At 73.5% G+C, this 23,951-nt stretch carries 20 protein-coding genes; 14 read left to right on the top strand and 6 right to left on the bottom strand.

Features of this window, described 5'->3' with window-relative positions; genetic code table 11:
* The first annotated feature begins 47 nt into the window (after nucleotides 1-47).
* A complete protein-coding gene (locus C9F11_RS13145; protein WP_138959469.1) occupies nucleotides 48-356 on the top strand; it encodes a YciI family protein in 309 nt (102 codons plus the stop codon).
* Between the two features lie 34 nt (nucleotides 357-390).
* Here the strand turns inward: C9F11_RS13145 and C9F11_RS13150 are convergent, their stop codons facing one another.
* Nucleotides 391-1,233: an SAM-dependent methyltransferase gene (locus tag C9F11_RS13150; RefSeq protein WP_138959470.1), complete on the bottom strand. Its 843-nt coding sequence runs from the start codon at nucleotides 1,231-1,233 to the stop codon at nucleotides 391-393.
* Between the two features lie 420 nt (nucleotides 1,234-1,653).
* Here C9F11_RS13150 and C9F11_RS13155 point away from each other — a divergent pair, with 420 nt between their 5' ends.
* The gene (locus C9F11_RS13155; RefSeq protein WP_138959471.1) at nucleotides 1,654-2,745 is read left to right on the top strand and encodes an MBL fold metallo-hydrolase; all 1,092 of its coding nucleotides are present in this window, start codon (nucleotides 1,654-1,656) and stop codon (nucleotides 2,743-2,745) included.
* 25 nt (nucleotides 2,746-2,770) lie between these two features.
* Here C9F11_RS13155 and C9F11_RS13160 read toward each other — a convergent pair whose 3' ends face one another.
* Nucleotides 2,771-3,592: an SDR family oxidoreductase gene (locus C9F11_RS13160; protein ID WP_138959472.1), complete on the bottom strand. Its 822-nt coding sequence runs from the start codon at nucleotides 3,590-3,592 to the stop codon at nucleotides 2,771-2,773.
* A 435-nt stretch (nucleotides 3,593-4,027) separates the two neighbouring features.
* Between C9F11_RS13160 and C9F11_RS13165 the strand changes: the two genes are divergently transcribed.
* The 6 genes from C9F11_RS13165 (at nucleotide 4,028) to C9F11_RS13190 (ending at nucleotide 10,494) form a co-directional block, all read left to right on the top strand.
* Nucleotides 4,028-5,239, top strand: a complete 1,212-nt coding sequence (locus C9F11_RS13165) for a prenyltransferase/squalene oxidase repeat-containing protein (protein ID WP_138959473.1) — start codon at nucleotides 4,028-4,030, stop codon at nucleotides 5,237-5,239.
* Nucleotides 5,236-5,898, top strand: a complete 663-nt coding sequence (locus C9F11_RS13170; protein ID WP_249401711.1) for an SCO2322 family protein — start codon at nucleotides 5,236-5,238, stop codon at nucleotides 5,896-5,898. The genes C9F11_RS13165 and C9F11_RS13170 overlap by 4 nt, the downstream gene beginning before the upstream one ends.
* A gap of 14 nt (nucleotides 5,899-5,912) precedes the next feature.
* On the top strand, nucleotides 5,913-7,088 hold the full coding sequence (locus C9F11_RS13175; RefSeq protein WP_138959474.1) for an energy-coupling factor transporter transmembrane component T: 1,176 nt from the start codon (nucleotides 5,913-5,915) through the stop codon (nucleotides 7,086-7,088).
* Nucleotides 7,089-7,090: 2 nt separating this feature from the next.
* The gene (locus C9F11_RS13180; protein WP_138966417.1) at nucleotides 7,091-8,821 is read left to right on the top strand and encodes an ABC transporter ATP-binding protein; all 1,731 of its coding nucleotides are present in this window, start codon (nucleotides 7,091-7,093) and stop codon (nucleotides 8,819-8,821) included.
* Between the two features lie 82 nt (nucleotides 8,822-8,903).
* A complete protein-coding gene (locus C9F11_RS13185) occupies nucleotides 8,904-9,701 on the top strand; it encodes an ECF transporter S component (protein WP_249402171.1) in 798 nt (265 codons plus the stop codon).
* 385 nt (nucleotides 9,702-10,086) lie between these two features.
* Nucleotides 10,087-10,494 carry a transglycosylase SLT domain-containing protein gene (locus tag C9F11_RS13190; protein WP_138959476.1) on the top strand — a complete coding sequence of 136 codons (408 nt, stop codon included), beginning with the start codon at nucleotides 10,087-10,089 and terminating at the stop codon, nucleotides 10,492-10,494.
* Between the two features lie 268 nt (nucleotides 10,495-10,762).
* On the opposite strand, the gene C9F11_RS13195 is transcribed toward C9F11_RS13190, so the two are convergent.
* Nucleotides 10,763-11,932: a steroid 3-ketoacyl-CoA thiolase gene (locus C9F11_RS13195; RefSeq protein ID WP_138959477.1), complete on the bottom strand. Its 1,170-nt coding sequence runs from the start codon at nucleotides 11,930-11,932 to the stop codon at nucleotides 10,763-10,765.
* Nucleotides 11,933-12,225: 293 nt separating this feature from the next.
* Here C9F11_RS13195 and C9F11_RS13200 point away from each other — a divergent pair, with 293 nt between their 5' ends.
* Complete coding sequence (locus C9F11_RS13200) at nucleotides 12,226-13,470, top strand: cytochrome P450 (protein ID WP_138959478.1); 1,245 nt, start codon at nucleotides 12,226-12,228, stop codon at nucleotides 13,468-13,470.
* 232 nt (nucleotides 13,471-13,702) lie between these two features.
* A complete protein-coding gene (locus tag C9F11_RS13205; RefSeq protein ID WP_138959479.1) occupies nucleotides 13,703-15,337 on the top strand; it encodes a hypothetical protein in 1,635 nt (544 codons plus the stop codon).
* Here the strand turns inward: C9F11_RS13205 and C9F11_RS13210 are convergent.
* Nucleotides 15,294-17,492 (bottom strand): bifunctional glycosyltransferase 87/phosphatase PAP2 family protein, encoded by a 2,199-nt coding sequence (locus C9F11_RS13210; RefSeq protein WP_138959480.1) that lies wholly within the window; start codon nucleotides 17,490-17,492, stop codon nucleotides 15,294-15,296. The genes C9F11_RS13205 and C9F11_RS13210 overlap by 44 nt on opposite strands.
* A 424-nt stretch (nucleotides 17,493-17,916) precedes the next feature.
* Between C9F11_RS13210 and proP the strand changes: the two genes are divergently transcribed.
* Nucleotides 17,917-19,353 (top strand): glycine betaine/L-proline transporter ProP, encoded by a 1,437-nt coding sequence (proP, locus tag C9F11_RS13215; RefSeq protein WP_249401712.1) that lies wholly within the window; start codon nucleotides 17,917-17,919, stop codon nucleotides 19,351-19,353.
* A 171-nt stretch (nucleotides 19,354-19,524) separates the two neighbouring features.
* The gene (locus tag C9F11_RS13220; RefSeq protein ID WP_138959482.1) at nucleotides 19,525-20,196 is read left to right on the top strand and encodes an O-methyltransferase; all 672 of its coding nucleotides are present in this window, start codon (nucleotides 19,525-19,527) and stop codon (nucleotides 20,194-20,196) included.
* A 44-nt stretch (nucleotides 20,197-20,240) separates the two neighbouring features.
* Here the strand turns inward: C9F11_RS13220 and C9F11_RS13225 are convergent, their stop codons facing one another.
* A complete protein-coding gene (locus tag C9F11_RS13225; protein WP_138959483.1) occupies nucleotides 20,241-20,633 on the bottom strand; it encodes a M20 family dipeptidase in 393 nt (130 codons plus the stop codon).
* A 78-nt stretch (nucleotides 20,634-20,711) separates the two neighbouring features.
* Between C9F11_RS13225 and C9F11_RS13230 the strand changes: the two genes are divergently transcribed.
* Nucleotides 20,712-21,116 (top strand): DUF1992 domain-containing protein, encoded by a 405-nt coding sequence (locus C9F11_RS13230; protein WP_138959484.1) that lies wholly within the window; start codon nucleotides 20,712-20,714, stop codon nucleotides 21,114-21,116.
* Between the two features lie 72 nt (nucleotides 21,117-21,188).
* Nucleotides 21,189-21,506: an antibiotic biosynthesis monooxygenase gene (locus tag C9F11_RS13235; RefSeq protein ID WP_138959485.1), complete on the top strand. Its 318-nt coding sequence runs from the start codon at nucleotides 21,189-21,191 to the stop codon at nucleotides 21,504-21,506.
* A 106-nt stretch (nucleotides 21,507-21,612) separates the two neighbouring features.
* On the opposite strand, the gene C9F11_RS13240 is transcribed toward C9F11_RS13235, so the two are convergent.
* The gene (locus C9F11_RS13240) at nucleotides 21,613-23,664 is read right to left on the bottom strand and encodes an MFS transporter (protein ID WP_138959486.1); all 2,052 of its coding nucleotides are present in this window, start codon (nucleotides 23,662-23,664) and stop codon (nucleotides 21,613-21,615) included.
* Nucleotides 23,665-23,951 lie beyond the last annotated feature (287 nt).

Here is a 23,951-nt window from a genome sequence, read left to right on the forward strand (position 1 = left end):
GCTTCTTCCACGACCATATGCCCGACCAACAACACAAGGGGAACCCGATGCAGTTCATGCTCCTCGCCTACGATCACGGCACGGTCGAAGGCGGCCTGGACCGTCGCCTGGCCGCACGTGAAGCGCACATCGCTCTGGGCGACAAGCTGGTAGCCGAAGGCCATATGCTTTTCGGCACCGCCATCCTCGACGAGAACGACCGGATGATCGGGTCCATGCTGATCCTGGACTACCCGTCGAGGGCCGAGCTGGACGCATGGCTCAAGATCGAGCCATACGTCGTGCAGGACGTGTGGAAGACCATCGAGGTGAAGCCGGTGCGCGTAGGCCCATCCTTTGTCGGGCTCCACAAGTAGCTCTGCCCGTTGATAAATAGCGCCTGCTGGGTCGTCACTGCTTGTCGGCGATCACGAGATACCGGCCGCGTGTCCCGGGCATCCCGGGCGCGACGGCCGCTTCCGACCAGCGGCCGTAGTTCGCGTCCGGATCGCCATACGCGGAGACCTGGATCTTCCAGCCAAGGGGGGCGAAGACCTCCTCAGGCCGGTCACTGCCCGACTTCCACGGATGCCCCTGCTCAGCCATGCGCGCGCGCCAGGCGGCCATGCCAGGACTGTCCAGGGATGTCTGACCGACGTAGTCCGCAAGGAGTCGACTCCCGGCGGCCGACAAGTCCGTGAGCCTGTGCAGCAGCACGTCGCGCTCGTGCGGATGGAGGAAGTACAGCAAGCCCTCAACCAGCCAGCACGTGGGCTGCCGAGGATCGAAGCCAGCCTCAAGAAGTGGGCACGTCCAGTCCGTCAGCAGGTCTACTCCAAGGGGGACGCGGGCCGCCGTGGCCGGCGCTCGGAGGGCGCGTACGAGGTCGTCCTTGAAGCTGAGCAGAGCGGGACGGTCGAGTTCATAGATCAGCACGCCCGAGGACCACTCCAGGCGGAAGGCACGCGAGTCCATACCAACGGCGACAAAGACGAACTGCCCTACTCCATCGGCATCGAGCTTCAGTAACTGATCGTCCAAGAAGCGGGTCCGCACCGCGAGCGCCGGGTCCTCCACCCCGGACTGCACATGCCCCTCGAACTGCGACATGATCCTCGGCCCCTCATCACCGGCGAACGTCTCCGCCAGCGGGTCGGAGAACAACCGGTCCGCACGCCGGTGCTCGCGCGCCCTCATCGAAGCCGTCCACAAGGCGGTCTTGGCAAGGGGGTCCAGTGGCTGGGATTCATCCATGACTGCGCGCCCTCTCCTGAACCCTGCTGGTCAGTCGTTGAACGAGTCAGGCCGAACAGTCCATACTCTTCCCCAAGGTTGCAGGAAAGATGCATCTATATTGTGTCCCATACTCTGCAATCGGACATATTTGAACACTGTAAATCGCTCAGCTCTTCCGCACTTTCGCTGGCGACGGAGCGTGGCGTCGGCATCTTTGCTCTCTGGACCGGTCGGCGAGGCAGTAGCGAGCACAGGCCCTCGCCGGGCCGACCCCGGGACAGTCCGAGGATGGCCACCAACCACCGCCAGCGCGCGGCCCGCAGCTCATCAGACCTTCAAGCGGAGGTCCTACAGTGCCATCTGATGGTGCATCTGTTCTAGTTAGATGGGCAACGGCCGTGCGGCCGACAGCTCCGGCGGCAGGGACGGGGGCGGCGGATGACACAGGTGGCGGGCCCGGGGGTGACCGGGCACGGCGGCGGGGTGTGGAGCATCGCCGTGCCGATCCCCGACAACCCCCTCGGCCACACGCTGGTGTACGTGCTCGACACCGACCGGGGCCCCGTCCTGATCGACACCGGCTGGGACGACCCGGCGTCGTGGGACGTGCTCGTCGCGGGGCTCGCCGCCTGCGGCACCGAGGTCGCCGAGGTGCACGGGGTGCTGCTCACCCACCACCACCCGGACCACCACGGCCTGTCCGCGCGGGTGCGCGCCGCGTCCGGGGCGTGGCTCGCGATGCACGAGGCCGACGCGCACGTGGTGCGGCGCACCCGGGAGTATCCGATGCGGCGGTGGTTCGGGTATCTGGTGGACAAGCTGACCGCCGCGGGCGCGCCCGCCGGGCACGTGGCGCCGCTGGCCGCCGCCCGCGACGCGGGGCGCGTGCCCGGCCTCGCCGCCCGCCTGCCCGCCCTGCCGGACCGGCCGATCCCGCCCGGCGAGCTCCTCGACCTGCCCGGCCGCCGGCTGCGCGCGATCTGGACGCCGGGCCACACCCCGGGCCACGTGTGCCTGCACTTGGAGGAGGAGCACCCGGCCCGGCTCCCCGGGCGCGGGCGCCTGTTCAGCGGCGACCACCTCCTGCCGGGCATCACCCCGCACATCGGCCTGTACGAGGACCCCGACGACCGGACGGCCACCGGCCCCTCCCCAAGCTCTCGGCTTCGCCCGAGCAGGGGAGACCCCCTCGGCGACTATCTGGACTCCCTGGAGCGGATCGGGCGGCTCGGCGTCGCGGAGGTGCTGCCCGCGCACCAGCACGCCTTCGCCCACGCGCCCGCCCGCGTACGGGAGTTGCTCGCCCACCACGAGCAGCGGCTCGCGGGCCTGCTCGCGCTGCTCGCCGAGGAGCGCACCCCCTGGCAGCTCGCCGAGCGCATGGAGTGGAACAGGCCCTGGGCCGACATCCCCGCGGGCTCGCGCACCATCGCCGTCTCCGAGGCGGAGGCGCACGTGCGCAGGCTGGTGAAGCTGGGGCGGGCGCGGGCGGTGCCGGGCAGCGACCCGGTGGCGTACGCGGCGGTGTGAGGCCCCGCGGCGCGCGCCCGCCGCGTCACCAGCTCGCGTCCCCCCGCAGCACCGCGTCCGCACCGCCGTCGATGAAGACCACCTGGCCGGTGACGTGGGTGTTCTCCGGCGAGGTGAGGAAGTCGAGCAGCGGGGCGACCTGCTCCGGCTCGCCGTAGCCGTGCAGCGGCATGGGGACGGCGGCGTCCGCGATCGCGCGGACCTCCGGGTCCTCGAGCATGGGGCGGCTCATGGGGGTGCGGATGATGCCGGGCCCGATCGCGTTCAGCGGGATGCCCGCGCCCGCCCACGCGTCGCTCACGGCGGCGCGCCGCACCCACCGCGCGAGGGCGTGCTTGGCGGAGGCGTACACCCGCTGCCCCTCGCCGCGCTCGACCGCGGCGCGCGCGGCGGCGACGGCCGCGGCCTCGTCGTCGGCGAGCACCGCCTCGACGATCGCCGGGTCGGCGGGGTGCAGGACGGCCACGGACGCCACGGCGGCCGCCCGCGGATCGCGGCCCGCAGCCAGGAGCGGCCGCAGGCCGGTGAGCGTGGCGATCGCGCCGAAGGCGTTCACCCGCACGGTCACGGGGTCGTACGCGGCGACCCCGGCACAGGCGATCACGGCGTCGAGCCGCCCGCCGCCGAGGTCGGCCGCCGCCTCGGCGAGCAGCGCGCGGCCCTCCGCGGTGCCGAGGTCGGCGCTGATGTCGGTGTCCTTGAGGTCCGCGCCGATGACCCGGTGGCCGCGCGCGCCCAGCCGGCGCGCGGTGGCCCTGCCGATGCCGGAGGCGGCGCCGGTGATCAGGTAGGTGCGGGCGGCCTGGTCACCGCCGCGCTGCTGCCGCCTACGGCTCGGGTCCGTCACGATGGTGCTCCCCTCGGCTGCCGTGCCCTGAGGCTCCCGCCACGCTACGCCCGCCGCACGGACCGCACCAGAGCGCGATCACCGGCCCCGGCCCCCTTCGGCGCGCCCTCGGCGCCCGCCGGGGCGCGTGCCGGGAGGGGCGGCGTACGGGCCGGTAGAGTGTGCGCGTCGTCATCACGTACGTACGAGGGGAAGCCGGTGGAAATCCGGCGCTGTACCTTCCCCGAGGTCCTGGCTTCGCCCGATCCGGGAGAGGCCGCCGTGGCACAACCCGCCCGTGGCGGGCCGGAGCACCTCGTGCGACGCGTGACCGGCTCGCGTCATCGGGACCGTACCGATGGCCGGCACCGTCGAGGCACACGGAGCCGGAGCCGCCCGGTGCCCCTGTCGTGCCGTGCCGCCCGGCTCCCCGCAGGGAGAGGCACCCGCCGCATCATGAACGTTCGCCGCAGCGCAGCTGCCCTGGCCGCCGCCGTCGCCCTCGGCACGGCCGCGGCCCCGGCCGCCCTCGCCGACGAGGCCTCGCCCTCGCCCTCCGGTGCGCTCCCCTCCGGTCTGTACGGCAAGACGGACCCGAAGTTCGACGGCGTGTTCCGGCAGTCGTACGCCCTGCTCGCGCAGGACGCGACCGGGGTCACGCCCGCGGCGAAGGCCGTGGACTGGCTGACCGGCCAGCAGTGCGCCAGCGGCGGCTTCGCGGCCTACCGCGCCGACGCGGACGTGCCCTGCGACTCCAAGGCGCAGGTCGACAGCAACTCGACGGCCGCGGCCGTGCAGGCCCTGGCCGCGCTCGGCGGCGAGAAGAAGGCCGTCGACAAGGGCGTGGCCTGGCTGAAGTCCGTGCAGAACCAGGACGGCGGCTGGGGCTACACCCCGGGCCTGCCGAGCGACGCCAACTCCACCGGCATCGTGATCGGCGCGCTCGCCGCCGCCGGGGAGAAGCCCGCGGCCGCGAAGTCCCAGAAGGGCAGGACCCCGCTGGACGCGCTGACGAAGCTCGCCATGGACTGCGGCAAGGACGGCGGCGCCTTCGGCCTCGCCGACGCCAAGTCCGGCAAGCTCGCGCCGAACGCCGACGCCACGGCGGCCGGTGTCCTCGGCGGTCTCGGCAAGGGCCTGGTCGTGAGCGCGCCGAAGAAGGACGCCGCCGCGCCGAAGTGCGTCAAGGCCGCCTCGGCGGACCAGGCCGCGGCCAACGGCACCGGCTACCTCATCGACGCCCTCGGCAAGTCCGGCCACCTCACCTCGTCGCTGCCCGGCTCCACGGACAAGCCGGACGTCGGCAACACCGCCGACGCGGTCGTCGCGCTGGCCGCCGCGGGCCAGGGCGAGCAGGCGCAGAAGTCCGCCCGGTGGCTCGCGGACAACTCCGCGGACTGGGCGAAGCAGGGCGGCCCCGCCGCCTACGCGCAGCTGGTCTTCGCCGCCCACGCCGCGGGCCTCGACCCGCGCGACTTCGGCGGCGCCGACCTGGTGAAGCAGCTCAACGCGACCGGCCCGGCCCCGCGGGCGCAGGCGGCCGACGAGGAGAAGGACAAGGACGACGACGGCAGCGGCGTGAGCGTCTGGTGGATCGTCGGCGTCGGCCTGGCCGCGGGCGCGGGCATCGGCTTCCTCCTGAGCGGCCGCAAGAAGAACCAGCCGTGACCCACCGCCGTCGCGGACACGGCCACCGCCGCGCGGTGGCCGTGTTCTTCGCCGCCCTGCTCGCGCTCCTCGCGGCCGCCCCCGCCCACGCCGCCGACTACCGCTACTGGTCGTTCTGGCAGCGCGGCGAGGGCGGCACGTGGGCGTACGCCACCCAGGGGCCCTCGACCGCGCGGCCCGACGACGGGGACGTGGACGGGTTCCGCTTCGCCGTGTCCGCCGACGCGAAGACCGCGAAGAAGCCGCGCGGCACCGCCGACTTCGCCACCGTCTGCGCGGACACGAAGGCCGCGGCGGGCAAGAAGCGGATCGCGGTCGTCATCGACTTCGGCACGGCCGCGGACGCCCCTGACGGGCGGACTCCGCCGAAGCCGCGCACCGCGTGCGCCCGCATCGACGAGGGCGGGTCGAGCGCCGACGCGCTCGCCGCCGTCGCCGAGCCCCTGCGCTACGACAACAACGCGCTGCTGTGCGCCATCTCCGACTACCCGAAGTCCGGCTGCGGCGAGCAGGTGTCCGGCGACAAGGGCGACCGGAGCGGGCGCGGCGCCGCCGACGAGGGCGACGGCGGCCCGTCCGTCGGCCTGGTCGCCGGGGTCGCCGCCGTGGTCGTGCTCGGCGCCGCCGCCGTCTGGCAGGCCCGCCGCCGGCGCGGGTGAACCGGCCCGACGCGATGACCAGCCCACGCGCCGTGCGGGCCGCCCCGCGCCGCCGCCTCGCCCCCGAGGCGCACCGCTCCAACGCCCTGCACCCGGGCGCCTGGTGGCTGTGGGCCCTCGGGCTCGCCACGGCGGCGTCCCGCACCTCCAACCCGCTGCTCATCGGGCTGCTCGTCGGGGTCGCGGGCTACGTCGTCGCGGCCCGGCGCACCTCCGCTCCATGGGCGCGCGCGTACGGGGCGTTCGTGAAGATCGCCCTGTTCGTCATCGGCGTCCGCCTGGTCTTCGCCGTGTTCCTCGGCTCGCCGATCCCGGGCACCCACCTCATCGTGACGCTGCCGGAGGTGCCGCTGCCGGACTGGGCGCGGGGCGTGCGGATCGGCGGCCGGGTCACCGCGGAGGGCGTGGTGTTCGCGCTGTACGACGGGGTGCGCCTCGCGGGCCTGCTGATCTGCGTCGGCGCCGCGAACGCCCTGGCGAGCCCCGCCCGGCTGCTGAAGTCCCTGCCGGGCGCCCTGTACGAGGCGGGGGTCGCCGTCGTCGTCGCGATGACGTTCGCGCCGAACCTGATCGCCGACGTCCAGCGGCTGCGCGCCGCGCGCAGGCTGCGCGGCCGCGCGGACCGCGGCGTGCGCGGCCTGCTCCAGGTCGGCCTGCCCGTCCTGGAGGGCGCCCTCGAACGGTCCGTGGCGCTGGCCGCCGCGATGGACGCGCGCGGCTTCGGGCGCACCGCGGCCGTGCCCGCGCGGGTGCGCAGGACGACGGCGGCCCTGACGCTCGGCGGGCTCATGGGCGTGTGCGCGGGCACGTACGGGCTGCTGACCGCGGACGGCGGGACGTACGGCCTGCCGGTGCTCGGCGCCGGGCTCGGCGCGGCGCTCGGCGGGCTGTGGCTCGGCGGGCGGCGCGCGGTGCGCACCCGCTACCGGCCCGACGTGTGGGGCGTGCGCGCCTGGCTCGTCGCCGGGTCCGGCGCCGCCGTCGCGGGCCTGATGATCGCCGCGAGTTCGTCCGGGGCCGCGGCCCTGCACCCGGGGGTCGTCCCGCTGGTCGCGCCGGAGCTGCCGCTGTGGCCCGCCGCGGCGATCCTGCTCGGCCTGCTCCCGGCGTTCGTCGCGCCGGTGCCGCCGCCCGCGCAGGCCCCCGCCCCCCGCCCGTCCCGAGCCGCCGCCCAGGAGCAGAGCCCATGACCATGATCCGGTTCGAGGACGTCTCCGTACGGTACGAGGGCACGGCGCGGCCCACCGTCGAGCACCTGGACCTGGCCGTCCCCGAGGGCGAGCTGGTCCTGGTGGTCGGCCCGTCCGGGGTGGGCAAGTCCACGCTGCTCGGCACCGTCAGCGGGCTCGTGCCGCACTTCACCGGCGGCACGCTGCGCGGGCGCGTGACCGTGGCGGGCCGCGACACCCGTACCCACAAGCCGCGCGAGCTCGCCGACGTGGTCGGCACGGTGGGCCAGGACCCGCTCGCCCACTTCGTGACGGACACGGTGGAGGACGAGCTGGCGTACGGCATGGAGTCCCTCGGGCTCGCCCCCGACGTGATGCGCCGCCGCGTCGAGGAGACCCTCGACCTGCTCGGCCTCGCCGAGCTGCGGGACCGGCCCATCTCCACCCTGTCCGGCGGCCAGCAGCAGCGCGTCGCCATCGGCTCCGTCCTCACCCCCCACCCCCGGGTCCTGGTCCTCGACGAGCCGACGTCCGCGCTCGACCCGGCGGCGGCCGAGGAGGTCCTGGCCGTCCTCCAGCGCCTGGTCCACGACCTGGGCACCACGGTCCTGATGGCCGAGCACCGCCTGGAGCGGGTCGTCCAGTACGCCGACCAGGTGCTCCTCCTGTCCTCCCCCGGCGCGGCCCCCGTCCTCGGCGACCCGGCCGAGCTGATGGCCGTCTCGCCGGTGTATCCGCCGGTCGTGGCCCTGGGCCGGCTCGCCGGGCTCACGCCGCTGCCGCTGACCGTGCGGGACGCCCGGCGCAAGGCGGCCGGGCTGCGCGAACGGCTCGCCGACGCCGTGCCGCCGGAGCGGGACGGGGCGCCCGCCGCGCCCGCCCCCTCCTCCGCGTCCCGCGCGTCCGAGGAGCGGCGCGCGGCCCCGGCGGGCCGGTGGTGGCGGCTCGGGCGGAAGGCGCCCGGTCGGGCCGCGGACCAGGGCGTGGCCGCGAGCGGCGCGCGGGTCGAGGGGCTCGCGGTGCGCCGGGGGCGGGTCGAGGCGCTGCGCCGCGTCGACCTGGCCGTGGCGCCGGGCGAGACCCTCGCCCTGATGGGCCGCAACGGCGCGGGCAAGTCCACGCTCCTGTCCACCCTGGTGGGCCTGCTGCCGCCCACGGCCGGCACGGTCCGCGTGGGCGGCCTCGCCCCGCACCGCACGGCCCCGCGCGAGCTGATCCGCCGCGTCGGCCTCGTCCCGCAGGAGCCGCGCGACCTGCTGTACGCGGACACGGTCGCGGCCGAGTGCGCGGCCGCCGACGACGACGCCGGGGCGCCCGCGGGCAGCTGCCGCGACCTGGTGGCTCAGCTGCTGCCGGGCATCGCCGACGACACGCACCCGCGGGACCTGTCCGAGGGCCAGCGCCTGGCCCTCGCCCTCGCGATCGTCCTCACGGCCCGTCCGCCGCTGCTGCTCCTCGACGAGCCGACCCGGGGCCTGGACTACGCGGCCAAGGCCCGTCTGGTCACCATCCTGCGCGGCCTTGCCGCCGAGGGCCACGCGATCGTCCTCGCCACGCACGACGTGGAGCTCGCGGCCGAGCTCGCGCACCGGGTGGTGATCCTCGCCGAGGGCGAGGTCGTCGCCGACGGCCCCACCGCCGAGGTGGTCGTCTCCTCCCCGGCCTTCGCCCCGCAGGTCACCAAGGTCCTGGCACCACAGCGGTGGCTCACGGTTTCCCAGGTACGAGACGCTCTGGAGGCTTCGGGTGGGTGAGGGAGGGAGCGCCCCGAAGGGGCGCGGGGAACGGCGCGACCGGCCACACACAGCCCGCAGAGGGGACGACCAGGTACGCCCCATCAGGCTGGGCCCCCGCTCCGTGGCCGCCCTGGCCCTGGTGAGCGCCATCGGCGTGGTCGCCTTCGGCTGGCCCCTGCTCGCCGGGCCGGACTCGGGCCTCGGCGCACACGCACAAGACGCACCCTGGCTGTTCGCCGCCCTGCTCCCCCTGCTGGTAGGCGTGGTCGTGGCGACGATCTCGGACGTCGGCCTGGACGCGAAGGCCATCGCGATGCTGGGGGTGCTCGCCGCGGCCGGGGCCGCGCTGCGGCCGCTCGGCGCCGGTACGGCCGGGATCGAGCCGATGTTCTTCCTGATGGTGCTGAGCGGGCGGGTGCTCGGGCCGGGCTTCGGCTTCGTCCTCGGCGCCGTGTCGATGTTCGCCTCCGCGCTGCTCACCGGCGGCGTGGGCCCCTGGATGCCGTTCCAGATGCTGTCCATGGGGTGGGTGTGCATGGGCGCGGGGCTCCTGCCGGGCGCCCACACCCTGCGGGGCCGCCGTGAGCTGTGGCTGCTCGGCGCGTACGGGGCGGTGGCGTCCGTCCTGTACGGGACCGTGATGAACCTCCAGGGCTGGCCGTACATCTCCGGCCTCGCCACCGGCGTCTCCTTCGTGCCCGGCGACGCGGTCGGCGACAACCTGGCCCGCTTCCTCGCGTACTGCCTGGCCACGTCGCTCGGCTGGGACCTGCCGCGGGCGGTGCTCACCGTCGTGCTGAGCCTCGCGCTCGGCCCGGCCGTCCTGAAGGCGCTGCGCCGGGCCACGCGGCGGGCCGCGTTCGAGGCGCCGGTCACATTCGAGGCCCCGAAGCCGTGAGCGGCGTTGCGCGTTCTGTGAGGAAACAGGGGGGTGGGCGGTGAGCCGCCCCACAGGACTTTGGTCCTCTACTACGGGACCCCGTAGCCGCGCCCTACTGTCAAGTACACGCCAATTTACGCTCTGACCTGCGGATTGAGAGCCAGATCACAGCCGGGCCCTTCGTCCGAGGTGCGAGTGCCACTAGTAAGAGGGGTCATTGCGGCGGCGTAACAGCCCTGCTTCTCTGGATGAGTCGCACGGCGCCGACCGGCCGTCCACGAGCCCCCCGGGCACTTCCGGGAAACAGCTCAAGGCCTCGGCGCCGACGCATTTGCCCCCGCTCCTCACGAGCCGGAGCGGCAAGCGCCCCGCGACCGTCCTGTACCCGACCGGAAGGTCCTCTGTGTCCGTCACGCTCCTCCGCCGCATCACGCCCAAGAAGGCCCTCGTCGGCGGTGCCCTCGCCGCCGCCGCCACTGGCATGGTCTTCGCCGCGGCCCCCGCTCAGGCCGCCCCGGCGTCCGACTCGGCCAAGGCCGTGGCGCAGCGAGTGATCGGCGACGCCGGCCAGTTCCAGTGCTTCGACAAGATCGTCTCCCACGAGAGCGGCTGGAACGTCACCGCCACGAACTCCTCGTCCGGCGCGTACGGCCTGGTCCAGGCCCTGCCCGGCTCGAAGATGGCCTCGGCGGGCGCCGACTGGAAGACCAACGCCGAGACCCAGATCAAGTGGGGCCACTCCTACATGAACGAGCGCTACGGCAGCCCGTGCGCGGCGTGGAACCACTGGCAGGCCAACGGCTGGTACTGAGCCTGGCCCCTGGGCCTTGGACAGTGAGGGCGGTCACCCCCGGCGGGGTGGCCGCCCTTTTCGCGCTGCGCGCTCGTCCTCAAACGCCGGACGGGCTGGATGGTGCCGGTGCGGGCCGGATCTTGTCTGCGGGCCCCGCCCACAGACCCGCGGGCGGGGCCCGCAGACAAGATCCGGCCGCCGGAGACCTCTCAGCCCGTCCGGCGTTTGAGGACGAGGCGCGGAGCGCCGATACGGGGGGTCCAGGGGGGCGGAGCCCCCCTGGCGGCTACAGCCGCTGCAAGATCGTGGCGGTGGCCACCGCACCCCCGGCACACATCGTCACCAGGGCGAACTCCTTGTCGCGCCGCTCCAGCTCATGCAGGGCCGAGGTCAGCAACCGCGCCCCGGTCGCGCCCACGGGATGCCCGAGCGCGATCGCGCCCCCGTTCACGTTCACCTTCTCCAGGTCCTGCTCGAAGACCCGCGCCCAGCTGAGCACGACCGAGGCGAAGGCCTCGTTGATCTCGACGAGGTCGATGTCCCGCAGGGACATCCCGGCCTTGCCGAGCACGGCCCGGGTCGCGTCGACGGGCCCGTCGAGGTGGAAGTGCGGGTCGGCCCCCACGAGGGCCTGCGCGACGATCCGCGCGCGCGGCCTGAGCTTGAGGGCGCGCGCCATCCGCTTGGAGGCCCACAGCAGGGCCGCGGCCCCGTCGGAGATCTGGGAGGAGTTGCCCGCGGTGTGCACGGCGCTCGGCATGACCGGCTTGAGCCCGGCAAGGGCGTCGAGGGACGTGTCGCGCAGCCCCTCGTCCCGGTGCACGAGCCGCCACATCCCCTGCCCGGCGGCCTGCTCCTCCTCGGTGGTGGGCACCTGGACCGCGAAGGTCTCCCGCTTGAAGCGCTCCTCGGCCCAGGCGGCGGCCGCCCGCTCCTGGGAGAGCAGCCCGAGGGCGTCCGCGTCCCGCCGGGTGAGCCCGCGCCTGCGCGCGATCCGCTCGGCGGCCTCGAACTGGTTGGGCAGGTCGACGTTCCACTCGTCGGGGAAGGGCTTGCCCGGACCGTGCTTGCTGCCGGACCCCAGCGGCACCCGGGACATGGACTCGACGCCGCAGCTGATGCCGATGTCGATCACGCCCGCCGCGACCATGTTGGCCACCATGTGACTGGCCTGCTGCGAGGAGCCGCACTGGCAGTCGACGGTCGTCGCGGCCGTCTCGTAGGGCAGGCCCATGGTGAGCCAGGCCGTGCGCGCCGGATTCATGGACTGCTCGCCCGCGTGCGTGACGGTGCCGCCGACGATCTGCTCGACGCAGTCGGCGTGGATGCCGGTCCGCCCGAGGAGCTCGCGGTAGGTCTCGCCGAGGAGGTAGGCGGGATGGAGGTTGGCGAGGGCTCCTCCGCGCTTGCCGATCGGGGTGCGTACGGCTTCGACGATGACAGGTTCGGCGGCCACGATCTCGTCCTCTCCTCCGGATGCCGCGGGGCGTCCCGGCGCCCCGCCCGCGTAGCACGCGAGAACTGGTACGCGTTCTAGTTCCGGTCAGCAGTCTGCTGAGCCCCACCCCTCTCCCGCAAGGGTCGTGCACACACCCGGGCCCGCCGCGCGCGCAACGAACCGCCCCGCGAGCCTTGCGACTTGTAGAACCGGTTATTACCTTTCGAGCCATCTCCTGATGGATCGTCAGACCACGGGCGGCCGCACACCGGCCGCCCGACCACCCCGGTGCCGAACGCCTGGAGCCCCCGATGCCCTGTCCCGCGCTGCCCGACGGGTTCGACTTCACCGACCCGGACGTCCTCCAAGACCGCGTGCCCTTCCCGGAGTTCGCGCGCCTTCGGCAGGTGGAGCCGGTGCGCTGGGTGGCGCAGCGGCGCGGGATCTCCGGCTACGACGACACGGGCTACTGGGCCGTGACCCGGCACGCCGACGTCAAGCACGTCTCCACCCACCCCGAGCTGTTCTCCTCGAACCTCAACACCGCGATCATCCGCTTCAACGAGACGATCAGCCGCGACCAGATCGAGGTCCAGAAGCTGATCATGCTCAACATGGACCCGCCCGAGCACACCCGGGTCCGCCAGATCGTCCAGCGCGGCTTCACGCCCCGCGCCGTCCGCTCCCTGGAGGACGCCCTGCGGGCGCGCGCGCACGGGATCGTCCGCGCCGCCCTGGAGACCGCGGGGACCGACGGCGACTTCGACTTCGTCACCCAGGTCGCCTGCGAGCTGCCCCTGCAAGCCATCGCCGAGCTCATCGGCGTCCCCCAGGAGGACCGCTCCAAGATCTTCGACTGGTCCAACAAGATGGCGGGGTACGACGACCCGGAGTACGCGATCACCGAGGAGGTCGGCACCGAGGCCGCCATGGAGATCGTCTCGTACGCGATGAACCTCGCCGTCGCGCGCAAGGAGTGCCCGGCCGGGGACATCGTCAGCCAGCTGGTCGCCGCGGAGGACGAGGGGAACCTCTCCTCCGACGAGTTCGGGTTCTTCGTGATCCTGCTCGCCGTCGCGGGCAACGAGACCACGCGCAACGCCATCACCCACGGCATGCACGCCTTCCTCACCCACCCCGGCCAGTGGGACCTCTTCAAGCGGGAGCGGCCGGTGACCGCCGCCGAGGAGATCGTGCGCTGGGCCACGCCCGTGGTCTCCTTCCAGCGCACGGCCACCGAGGACACCGAGCTGGGCGGCGCCGCGATCAAGCGGGGCGACCGCGTCGGCGTCTTCTACTCCTCCGCCAACCACGACCCCGAGGTCTTCGCGGACCCCGAGGCGTTCGACATCACCCGGGACCCGAACCCCCACCTCGGCTTCGGCGGCGGCGGACCGCACTTCTGCCTCGGCAAGTCCCTCGCGGTCCTGGAGATCAACCTCATCTTCGACGCCGTCGCCGAGGCGATGCCCGACCTGCGCCTGACGGGCGACCCGCGACGCCTCCGCTCGGCCTGGCTCAACGGCGTCAAGGAGCTCCGGGTCAGCACCCGCTGACCGGGCCCCACGGGAGGCAGGGGCCCATCCCCTACGCTCCGCCCCTGCCTCCCCTGGCCGGATCCCGCGCCCCGCGCGAACCGCGCATCACGCGCGTACCACCCCGAACCACCCGAGTCATTCCGCCATATGTTCACTTGATCGGCAGAACGCGCCAACGTTTTCGTCATCCGGAGCGTCTTGGGGGGTGAACGCCGCCCCTTCACCAGCGTCAAGTCTTCGAACGGAAACGGTGACCGTGGTCTCTGCCGACCTCTCGATCGTTCCCACCGGCAGCTCACCCACCGACCGGAAGAATCCCTTCCGAGTCGTCCGTTCCTTCTACCGGCGCCACCGCGTCCCCGTCCTCGCCACCGCCCCCACGCTCCCGCTGTACGCGATCTGGGCCGCGTTCCTCGCCACCGGCGGCGGCGACCTCGCCGCGCAGCAGGCCTGGGCCCGCTTCGCGGACGACCACGGCACGGCCGCGTACAGCCTGTTCTGGTACGGCGGCATGCACACCGCCAACTACAGCGTGATCTCGCCGTACTTGATGGCCGCGCTCGGCGTGAAGACCGTCACCGTGCTCTCCGGGGTCGCCGGCGCCTGGCTGGTCGCCAAGCTCATCGAGCGCGCCGGGGTGGGCCGCCCGGTCGCCCCCGCCGTGCTCGCCTCGCTCGCCGTGTGGTGCAACGTCGCCTCCGGGCGCACCACGTTCGCGCTCGGCCTCGCCTTCGGGCTCGGCGCCGTCCTCGCCCTGCTCGGCACCCGGCGCCCGGCCGTCGCGGCCCTGTGCGCGGCGCTCGCCACCATGGCGTCACCGGTGGCGGGCCTGTTCCTGCTGGTGGCGGGCGCGGGCTACTTCTTCGTACGGGACTGGGGCCGGGCCCTGGCCCTGCTGCTGCCACCCGTCGCGGTCGTGGGCACCACGACCGTGCTGTTCCCCTTCAAGGGCGAGCACCTGATGTGGGCGGACCGGATCTTCCCGCCGGTGCTCTTCAGCCTCGTCCTGATCGTCGCGGGGCCGCGCGAGTGGCGGGTGCTGCGCTGGGGCGCGGGCGTGTACGCGGCCGGGACCGTCCTGACGTACCTCATCCCCTCGCCGATCGGCACGAACGTCGAGCGGCTCGCCGAGCTGGTCGCGCCCGCGCTGCTGCTCGCCGCCCTGCTGACCCCGGCGCTCCCGGTGCTGCGCCGGGTCGCGCTGGTCGCGGCGCTCGTCGCGTCGACGGCGTGGGTGGCGCAGAAGACCGTCGACGACCTGGAGGTGTCGACGGTGGTCCCGGCGTGGGCCACCGACACGCACGGCGTGGTGAGCGCCCTGCAGCGGCTCGGCGCCGACCGGGGCCGGGTCGAGGTGGTCCCGGCCCGCAACCACCGCGAGGCCACCGCGCTCGCCCCGTACGTGAACATGGCGCGCGGCTGGAACCGCCAGCTCGACATCGAGCGCGGCCGCCTCTTCTACGACGGCTCGTTCTCCGCCACCACCTACCGGGCCTGGCTCGACAAGTGGGCGGTGGGCTTCGTGGTCCTGCCCTCCGGGCGCCCGGACGGCCCCGCCCTGGACGAGGCCGCCCTCGTCAGGAGCCGCCCCGCGTGGCTGGAGCCGGTGTGGAAGGGCAGGCACTGGCAGGTCTTCCGGGTGCGCAACGCCGTCCCGATGGTGTCGGCCCCCGCCTCCGTGGTCCGCTCCACCAGTACGGACGTGGTGGTGCGGGTGCCGGAGCGGGGGCCGGTGACGGTGCGGATCGTGTACTCGCCGTGGCTGCGGGCCGAGGGCGCGTGCCTGGCCGAGGAGGGCGACTTCACCCGGCTCACGGTGCCCGCGCCCGGCACCTACACGATCAGCTCGGGGTACGGCCGCCCGGCGCGTCCCGCGCGCTGCTGACGGGTTCCGATCCGCCCGGCGGCCCGTCCCCGCTCCCCGCGGGCCCGGCGGCCTCGGCCTCCTCGGGCGCTGACTCGGTCAGGCGGTCCGGCGCCGCGGCCCGTGCGGGCGGGCCCGCCGTCGCGGGCTGCGGGATCCCGGGCCCGGGTCTCGGCGAACCGAGCTTCAGGACCTCCTTCACCCGCGGCCCCTGGAGCAGATAGGTCAGGCCGAAGCCCGCGCCGACGACCGCCGCGCCGCCCACCGCGTCGAGCACCCAGTGGTTGCCGGTGCCGACGATCGCGCACACCGTGAAGAACGGGTGCAGCAGGCCGAGGGCCTTCATCCACCACTTCGGGGCGAGGATCGCGATGGTCAGACCGCACCACAGGGACCAGCCGAAGTGCAGCGAGGGCATCGCCGCGTACTGGTTGGTGAGCTTCGTCAGCGTGCCGTAGTCCGGCTGCGAGAAGTCCTGCGGGCCGTGGATGGTGTCGATGAAGCCGAGGTCCTCCATCAGCCGCGGCGGCGCGAGCGGGTAGCCCCAGAAGCCGACGAGCGCGAGCAGCGTGGCGAAGCCCAGCGCGGAGCGCGCCCAGCGGTACTGGGCGGGGCGCCGCAGGTACAGGATCGCGAGGACGCTCAGCGGCACCACGAAGTGGAACGACGTGTAGTAGAAGTTGAAGAAGCTCTCCATCCACGGCGTCCGTGCCGTCAGATGGTTGAACCAGTGCTCGATGTCGATGTGCAGGAACTGCTCGATGGAGTGGATCTGCTCGCCGTGCGCCTCGGCCCGCTCGCGGCCGCCGGAGATGGTGCCGCCGGTCGCGGCCAGGCGGGTCTGCTGGTAGGCGGAGTAGCCGACGCGGATCAGGAGCAGTTCGAGCAGCAGGTTCGGCCGGGTGAGCACGCGCCGCCAGAACGGGAACAGCGGCACCCACTTCCACCGCGCCGGTACGGGATCGGCGTACGAGGTGGGGATCGGCTTCTGGTACTCCGGCGCGGTCCGGGACAGGAACGGCACGATCAGCGCGGAGGCGAGCGCGGCGAGCAGGACCACGTTGTCGCGCAGCGGGTCCAGGACCGACATGTTCGGGAGCATCATCTTCGACGGCAGCGTCATCACCAGGACGATGGCGATGGGCCACACGTACCGGTCGGACGCGCGCTTGCCGACCCGGCCGACCACCGCGAGCAGCAGCCACAGGAGCTGGTGCTGCCAGCTCGTCGGGGACACGGCGACGGCCACGCAGCCGGTGAGCGCGACGGCGAGCAGCAGCTGGCCGTCCTTGGCGTACCGCACGGCACGGCGCAGGCCGAGGAAGGCGACGGCGGCGCCCAGGGCCAGGAAGAGCCCGATCTCCAGCGGCCCCTGGAGGCCGAAGCGGAGCAGCGCGCCGTGCAGGGACTGGTTGGCGTTGGCGGCCGGGTTCGCGCCGAGGCCCGCGCCGGCCAGGTGGTGCACCCAGTACGTCGTCGAGTCGTGCGGCAGGGCCGCCCAGGCGACGGCGGTCAGCCCCGCGAAGGTGAGGCCGAGGGACGCGGTGGCCTTCCTGCGGCCGGTGAACCACAGCAGCGGCGCGAAGAGCAGCACGGCGGGCTGGAGCGCGGCGGCGACGCCGACCAGGATGCCGCTGGCCCGCTCGCCCCGGGCGGCGAAGCACCCGAGCAGCACGAGCAGGACCGGGATGATGCTGGTCTGCCCCAGGTGCAGCGTGTTGCGGACCGGCAGGGACAGCATGAGCAGACAGATGGCGACGGGCGCCGCGAGCAGCGAGGCGCGCCGGGAGACGGGCTGCGGCAGGGCGCGGGCGGCGACGATCCCCAGGGCGACGACGAGCCCGAGGGTGCCGAAGGTCCAGGCCCAGCCGAGCGCCTGCTCGGCGGAGCTGGCGAAGGGCTTGAGGACGAGCCCGGCGAACGGCGTGCCGGTGAACTTGTCCGCGTCGTACAGCGAGCCCTTCACGTGCAGCACGCCGTTCGGCCCGATCCAGGTCTCCAGATCGGTCAGCCGCTCGCCCTTGGGGGTGCGCAGGACGACGGCGGCCTGCCGGACCGCCAGGACGGCGGCGATCAGCCAGAGGGCGACACGGATCGCCTCGATCCGCGCCTTGGGCGGGCCGGACGTCCCCGCGCCCAAGGCGCTTCCCGGTCCCCTGTGCTCAACATTCGCCACGCCCTGTCGGCCCTCCCGCCCCATCCGTCATCCTCGATCAAAGTGCCAGGAGATCCGCGATCTCACCTGAAGAGGCTCGCACGCCCTGGGAAGAGACGCGCGCAACCCCCGCTTCACCTGGCAGCCACACCGCTTTCTACCGGCTTTCCGGCTGAGGTGGCCAACCGGGGCGGTCCCCGGGGTGCCCGCCCGGACAAGGCCCGTACCAGGCACGACGACCGCCACCCCCTCTTTCACAGAACTCTCGGCGCCCCGGGGTTCGGTTCCCGGGGCGGGACGCGACATAGATCACAAAGCCGCCATGTCCGCACTGGCCCATCTTGATCTGTTTGAGCTGCGTACACCCACTTTTACAGCCCTATGACACGAGATGACCACCCTCCGTAATGATGGTGCTTACACCTATGGTCGTCGACTTGTGTCCTTGTCGTCGATCGAAAGGCAGGCGAGCGAGCTCTTGCCGTACGCCACCCCCGTCGCCCCGAGCAAGCAGCAGGCGCCGCCCCCCGCGGGCCCCGGCGGCGCCCCGGCCCCCGAGGCCACCGTCACCGACCCGGCGCTCGTGCGGCGCGCGGTGAAGGCGGCCGCGCTCGGCAACGCGATGGAGTGGTTCGACTTCGGCGTCTACAGCTATATCGCGGTCACCCTCGGCAAGGTCTTCTTTCCGTCGGGCAACCCGACGGCACAGCTCCTGTCCACCTTCGGCGCCTTCGCCGCGGCCTTTCTGATCCGCCCCGTCGGCGGCATGGTCTTCGGGCCCCTCGGCGACCGCGTGGGCCGCCAGAAGGTGCTGGCCCTCACCATGATCATGATGGCGGCGGGCACGTTCGCGATCGGCCTGATCCCCTCGTACGCCACGATCGGCGTCTGGGCCCCGGTCCTCCTGCTGGTCGCCCGTCTCGTGCAGGGCTTCTCCACCGGCGGCGAGTACGCGGGCGCCGCCACCTTCATCGCCGAGTACGCCCCCGACAAGCGGCGCGGCTTCCTCGGCAGCTGGCTGGAGTTCGGCACCCTCGCGGGCTACATCGGCGGTGCGGGCCTGGTCACCCTGATGACCGCGCTCCTGTCGAGCGAGGACCTGCTCTCCTGGGGCTGGCGCGTCCCGTTCCTGATCGCGGGCCCGATGGGCCTCATCGGCCTCTACCTGCGCATGCGCCTGGAGGAGACCCCGGCGTTCGCGGCCCAGCTGGAGCGGGCGCACGCCGACGAGCGCACCCGCGGCACGGCCGGCCTGCGCGAGATGGTGACCGGCCAGTGGCGCACCCTGCTCCTGTGCGTGGGCCTCGTCCTGGTCTTCAACGTCACCGACTACATGCTCCTGTCGTACATGCCGACGTACCTGACCGGCGAGCTGAAGTACGACGAGACGCACGGCCTGCTCGTGGTGCTGGCGGTGATGGCCCTGATGATGTGCGCCCAGCCGTTCGTCGGCGCGCTCACCGACCGCGTCGGCCGCCGCCCCGTCATCGCGACGGGCTGCGCCGGCTTCTTCCTGCTCTCCGTGCCCGCCCTGCTCCTGATCCGCGACGGCTCCCTGTGGGCCATCGGGCTCGGCATGGCGGCGCTCGGTCTGCTCCTGGTCTGCTTCACGGCCGCCATGCCGTCGGCCCTGCCCGCCCTCTTCCCCACGAAGGTCCGCTACGGCTCGCTGTCCATCGGCTTCAACGTCTCCGTGTCCGTCTTCGGCGGGACGACCCCCCTGGTGGTCACGGCCCTCATCGGGGCCACGGGGGACGTCATGATGCCCGCGTACTACATGATGGCCGCGGCCGTCGTGGGCGGCTTCGCCGTCTGGCGCATGACGGAGTCCGCGGGCCGTCCCCTGCCGGGGTCACCGCCCGCGGTCGAGCCGGGGGCCTGAGCCGGGCCCGGCACCGAGGGCGAGCACGGCAGATCAAGCCCGTCCGGCGTTCGAGGACGAGGCCGAAGGCCGATGGGCCGGGGGTCCGGGGGCGGAGCCCCTGGTTTCGGGAAGGGGCGGGTGTGGGGAGAGCCCTGCAGGGCCCCCACCGCCGCCACCCCAAGGAGTCCCATGACCACCGAGTCCACCTGGGCCGCCGTCGACACCTACTTCACGGACCTCCTCGTACCCGAGGACGAGGCCCTCGCCCACGCCCGCCGCGCAGGCGACGCCGCGGGGCTGCCCCCGATCAGCGTCACCCCCACGCAGGGCAAGCTCCTGCACCTCCTGGCCCGGCTCGTCCCGGCCCACCGGATCCTGGAGGTCGGCACCCTCGCCGCCTACAGCACCATCTGGCTGGCCCGGGCCCTGCCCGACGACGGCCGCCTGATCACCCTGGAGTTCGCACCGGCCCACGCGGCCGTGGCCCGCGCCAACCTCGCCCACGCGGGCCTCGACAAGGTCGCCGAGGTGCGCACGGGCCCCGCCCTGGACTCCCTGGCCGCGCTGCACGCCGAGGGCACCGCCCCCTTCGACCTGGTCTTCATCGACGCGGACAAGGCGAACAACGCGCGCTATCTGGAGTGGTCCCTGAAGCTGACCCGGCCCGGCGGCCTGATCGTCCTGGACAACGTGGTCCGCAGCGGCGAGGTCGCCGACGCCGCCTCGGACGACCCGGCGATCCTCGGCACCCGCGAGGCCCTGGAGCTCATCGCGAGCCACCCGGACCTCGACGGCACGGCGGTGCAGACGGTCGGCGCCAAGGGCTACGACGGCTTCGCCCTCGCCCGGGTGCGGGCCTGACCCACGGCGGACCGGGGCTCGGCCCCCGCACCCGCTCCTCGTCCTCACCCCTCGTGGTAGAAGCCCACGTTCACGCTCCGCGGCCCCGAGCGGTCCTGCACCACGATCTCCCCGGAGCCGCCCCGCGGCAGCGGCGCCGCCCCTCCGTAGGCGAGCGGCGTCGCCGTCCCGTGGGCGAGGAGGCGGACCTCGGACGCCGGGTTCGGCTGGGAGCCGCGCAGCCACGTGACGGTCCAGACGCCGTCGGGGCCGCAGCGGAACTCCAGGTGCGTACGGGACACGAACAGCCAGTCCTGCGGCGGCACGAGCCGGCACACGCTGCCGTCACGGCCGACCAGGAGCACCGCGCCCGGCTCGCTGGGGGCCTCCGCCATCGTCATGCCCGCGGTCGCGCCCGCGTCCGCACCCGACACCGTGGCCATCGTGAGCTCCAGCATCTCCGCACCCCCATGGTTTCGGACACTCGCGCGCATCCTAGCCTCGCCGCCGCCGATTGCCTCCGGGACCATGGATCCATGACGGAGCGGAAGCCCCCCGGGGTGAGTTTCGAGTCCTGGATCGACCGGCAGATCCGCGAGGCGGAGGAGCGCGGGGACTTCGCCGCGCTGCCCGGCCGCGGCCGGCCCCTGCCCGACGACATGACCGCGGCGTACGACGAACTGTGGTGGATCAAGCGGAAGTTGGCCCACGAGGGCGTGTCCGTCCTGTCGCCGACCCTGGCGCTGCGCAAGGAGGCGGAGGACGTCCTCGCGGCCGCCCTCGACGCCCCCTCCGAACGCGTGGCGCGGCGCCTGGTGACGGAGCTGAACGACAAGATCCGCGAGGCGCTGCGCACGCCTCCGCCGGGGCCGCCGCTGGGCCTGCGGCCGTACGACGTGGACGAGGTGGCGCGCGAGTGGCGCGAACGGCGCGCCACCTGACCCCGGCGCCCCGGTCCGGACGGGACCGGGGCCTCACGCCGCCCCGACGCGGCCGTAGGCGAGGATGACCGCATGAGTATCGTGAAGATCAACGTCCTGAACGTGCCCGCCGAGCAGCGCGAGGTCCTGGAGAAGCGCTTCGCGTCCCGCGCGGGGGCCGTCGAGGGCTCGGACGGCTTCGAGTGGTTCGAGCTCCTCCGTCCCGTCGAGGGCACGGACGACTACCTGGTGTACACGCGCTGGCGCGACGAGGCGTCCTTCCAGGCGTGGATGGAGGGCCCCATGAAGGCGGCCCACCAGGGCGGCGGCGACCGCCCGAAGCCCGCCGCGACGGGCAACGAGGTCTGGTCCTTCGAGGTCGTACAGCAGGCGGCGCCCAAGCAGGCCTGAACGCCTCAAGGGGCCCGGGCGCCGAGAGCCCCGTAGGGGCGCGGGGAACTGCGCGACCAGCCACGACGAAACCTGCACGCGGCCAACGGCGGTCAACGGCACGGCCCTACCGCACGGCTCCCCGCACGGGGCCCCGCGGGCGCTCCCCGTCCGAGCCGCACATCTCCGCGCCCAGCTCCTCCACGAGCCGCATCAGGTCCGTCGGGCGCTCCGGGCCCCACCAGTCGCCGAGGAGCTCCGCGAGGGAGTCCTCGCGGGCCCCGGCGAGGCGGGCGGCGGCCTCCCGGCCCTCCGGGGCGAGCCGCAGGCCGAGGCCCTCGCGCACCACGAGGCGGCGCTCCTCCAGCTGGCGCGCGGCCTGGGTGATGACGGTCAGCGGCACCATGCTGCGCTCGGTGAGCGTCGCGGGCTCCACGTGCCCGTGCCTGCTGACGCGCAGGAGCAGCCAGCTCGCGGCGGGCAGCAGGTCGTACCCGGCCCGCCGGGTGATGTCCTCGTAGACCGCGCGCCGCCCCTCCCGCGTCCCGAGGACGGACAGGGCCCGCGCCACCTCGTCGTACGAGGAGCGCTGGACGGGGTTGCTGGCGAGCGTCTGGGTGGGGTCGGGCGCGGTGACCGCGCCGCGCAGCTTGTCCTCGCGCAGGAACCAGGCCAGGACGAACGCGGCGAGCGCCACGGGGGCCGCGTACAGGAAGACGTCGGTGATCGAGCTCGCGTACGCGTCGACGACGCCGGGCCGCAGGCCCGGGGGCAGCTCCGCGATGCCGCGCGGGTCCGCCTTGAGGGAGTCGACGCTCACGCCGGGCGGCAGCCGCTGCCCGGCGAGGGCCGTGCCGAGCTTGTCGCCGAGCCGGTGGGTGAACACCGTGCCGAAGACCGCGACGCCGAAGGAGGCGCCGATGGACCGGAAGAAGGTCGCGCCGGAGGTGGCCACGCCCAGGTCCTCGTAGCCCACGGCGTTCTGCACGATCAGGACGAGCACCTGCATGACGAGACCGAGCCCGAAGCCGAAGACGAAGAAGTACGCGCTCATCTCGAAGGTCGGGCTTTCGGGCTTCAGCTGGTGCAGGAGCAGCAGGCCGAGCGCGGTGACGCCGGTGCCCGCGATCGGGAACACCTTCCAGCGGCCGGTGCGGCTGACGATCTGGCCGGAGGCGGTCGAGGAGATCAGCATGCCGATGACCATCGGCAGCATGTGCACGCCCGACATGGTGGGCGACACGCCCTGGACGACCTGGAGGAACGTCGGCAGGTACGTCATGGCCCCGAACATCGCGAAGCCGACGACGAAGCTGATGACGGCGGACAGGGCGAAGGTGCGCACCCGGAAGAGCCGCAGCGGGAGCACCGGCTCCGCCGCCCTCCGCTCGACCGCGACGAAGCATCCGGCGAGCACCACGCCGAGCACCGCGAGCCCGATGATCTGCGGGGAGCCCCAGCCCCAGGTGGTGCCGCCGAGCGAGGCGACGAGCACCAGGCAGGTGGCGACGGACGCGACGAGGAAGGTGCCGAGGTAGTCGATGGTGTGCCGGGTCGAGCGGGCCGGGATGCGCAGCGCGGTGGCGATCACGACGAGCGCGACCGCGCCGACGGGGAGGTTGACGTAGAAGACCCAGCGCCAGCTCAGATGCTGGGTGAACAGGCCGCCGAGCAGCGGCCCGAGCACGCTGGTGGCGCCGAAGACGGCGCCGAACAGGCCCTGGTACCTGCCGCGGTCGCGCGGCGACACCAGGTCCCCGACGATCGCCATCGACAGGACCATGAGCCCGCCGCCGCCGAGGCCCTGGAGGGCGCGGAAGGCGATCAGCTCGGACATGTTCTGGGCGGCGCCGCACAGCGCCGAACCCGCCAGGAAGATCACGATCGCGGTCTGGAAGAGCTTCTTGCGGCCGTACTGGTCGCCGAGCTTGCCCCACAGCGGGGTGGCCGCCGTGGCGGCGAGCAGATACGCCGTGACGACCCACGACAGGTGCTCCATGCCGCCGAGGTCGCTGACGATCGTCGGCAGGGCGGTGGAGACGATCGTCTGGTCGAGGGCGGCGAGCAGCATGCCGAGCAGCAGCGCGCCGATGGAGACCAGTACGCCGCCGGGCACGTGCTCGCCGTGCCCCGCCCCGTGCTCCGGCCCGGACGGACGGGCGCTCACGTCCTGCGTCATGGCCACCTCCCCGGGTGCTCCTCATCTCCATCCTGAGCCGAGTCACCCGTTATGGCCTGTTGAGTCATACGGCTGCATACTCCTGGGGAGCTCTACGGGGCCACCGAGCGAGGGGAGCACCCAGTGAGCGAGCGGCACGGGAGGCCCGCGGGGCCCGAGGAGCCTGCCTTAGGGGCTGGTGGGACGCAGGTGGGGGCGTGTTGCCCCCGGTGCGGCAGATCGCGTGCGCCGGGTGGTGCGCCCGCGTGCGGATGTGCGCGCGAGACGGCGGACGCGCTGCGCGAGAC

It is taken from the genome of Streptomyces sp. YIM 121038, from assembly GCF_006088715.1.
In the GTDB taxonomy this organism is placed as follows: Bacteria; Actinomycetota; Actinomycetes; order Streptomycetales; family Streptomycetaceae; genus Streptomyces.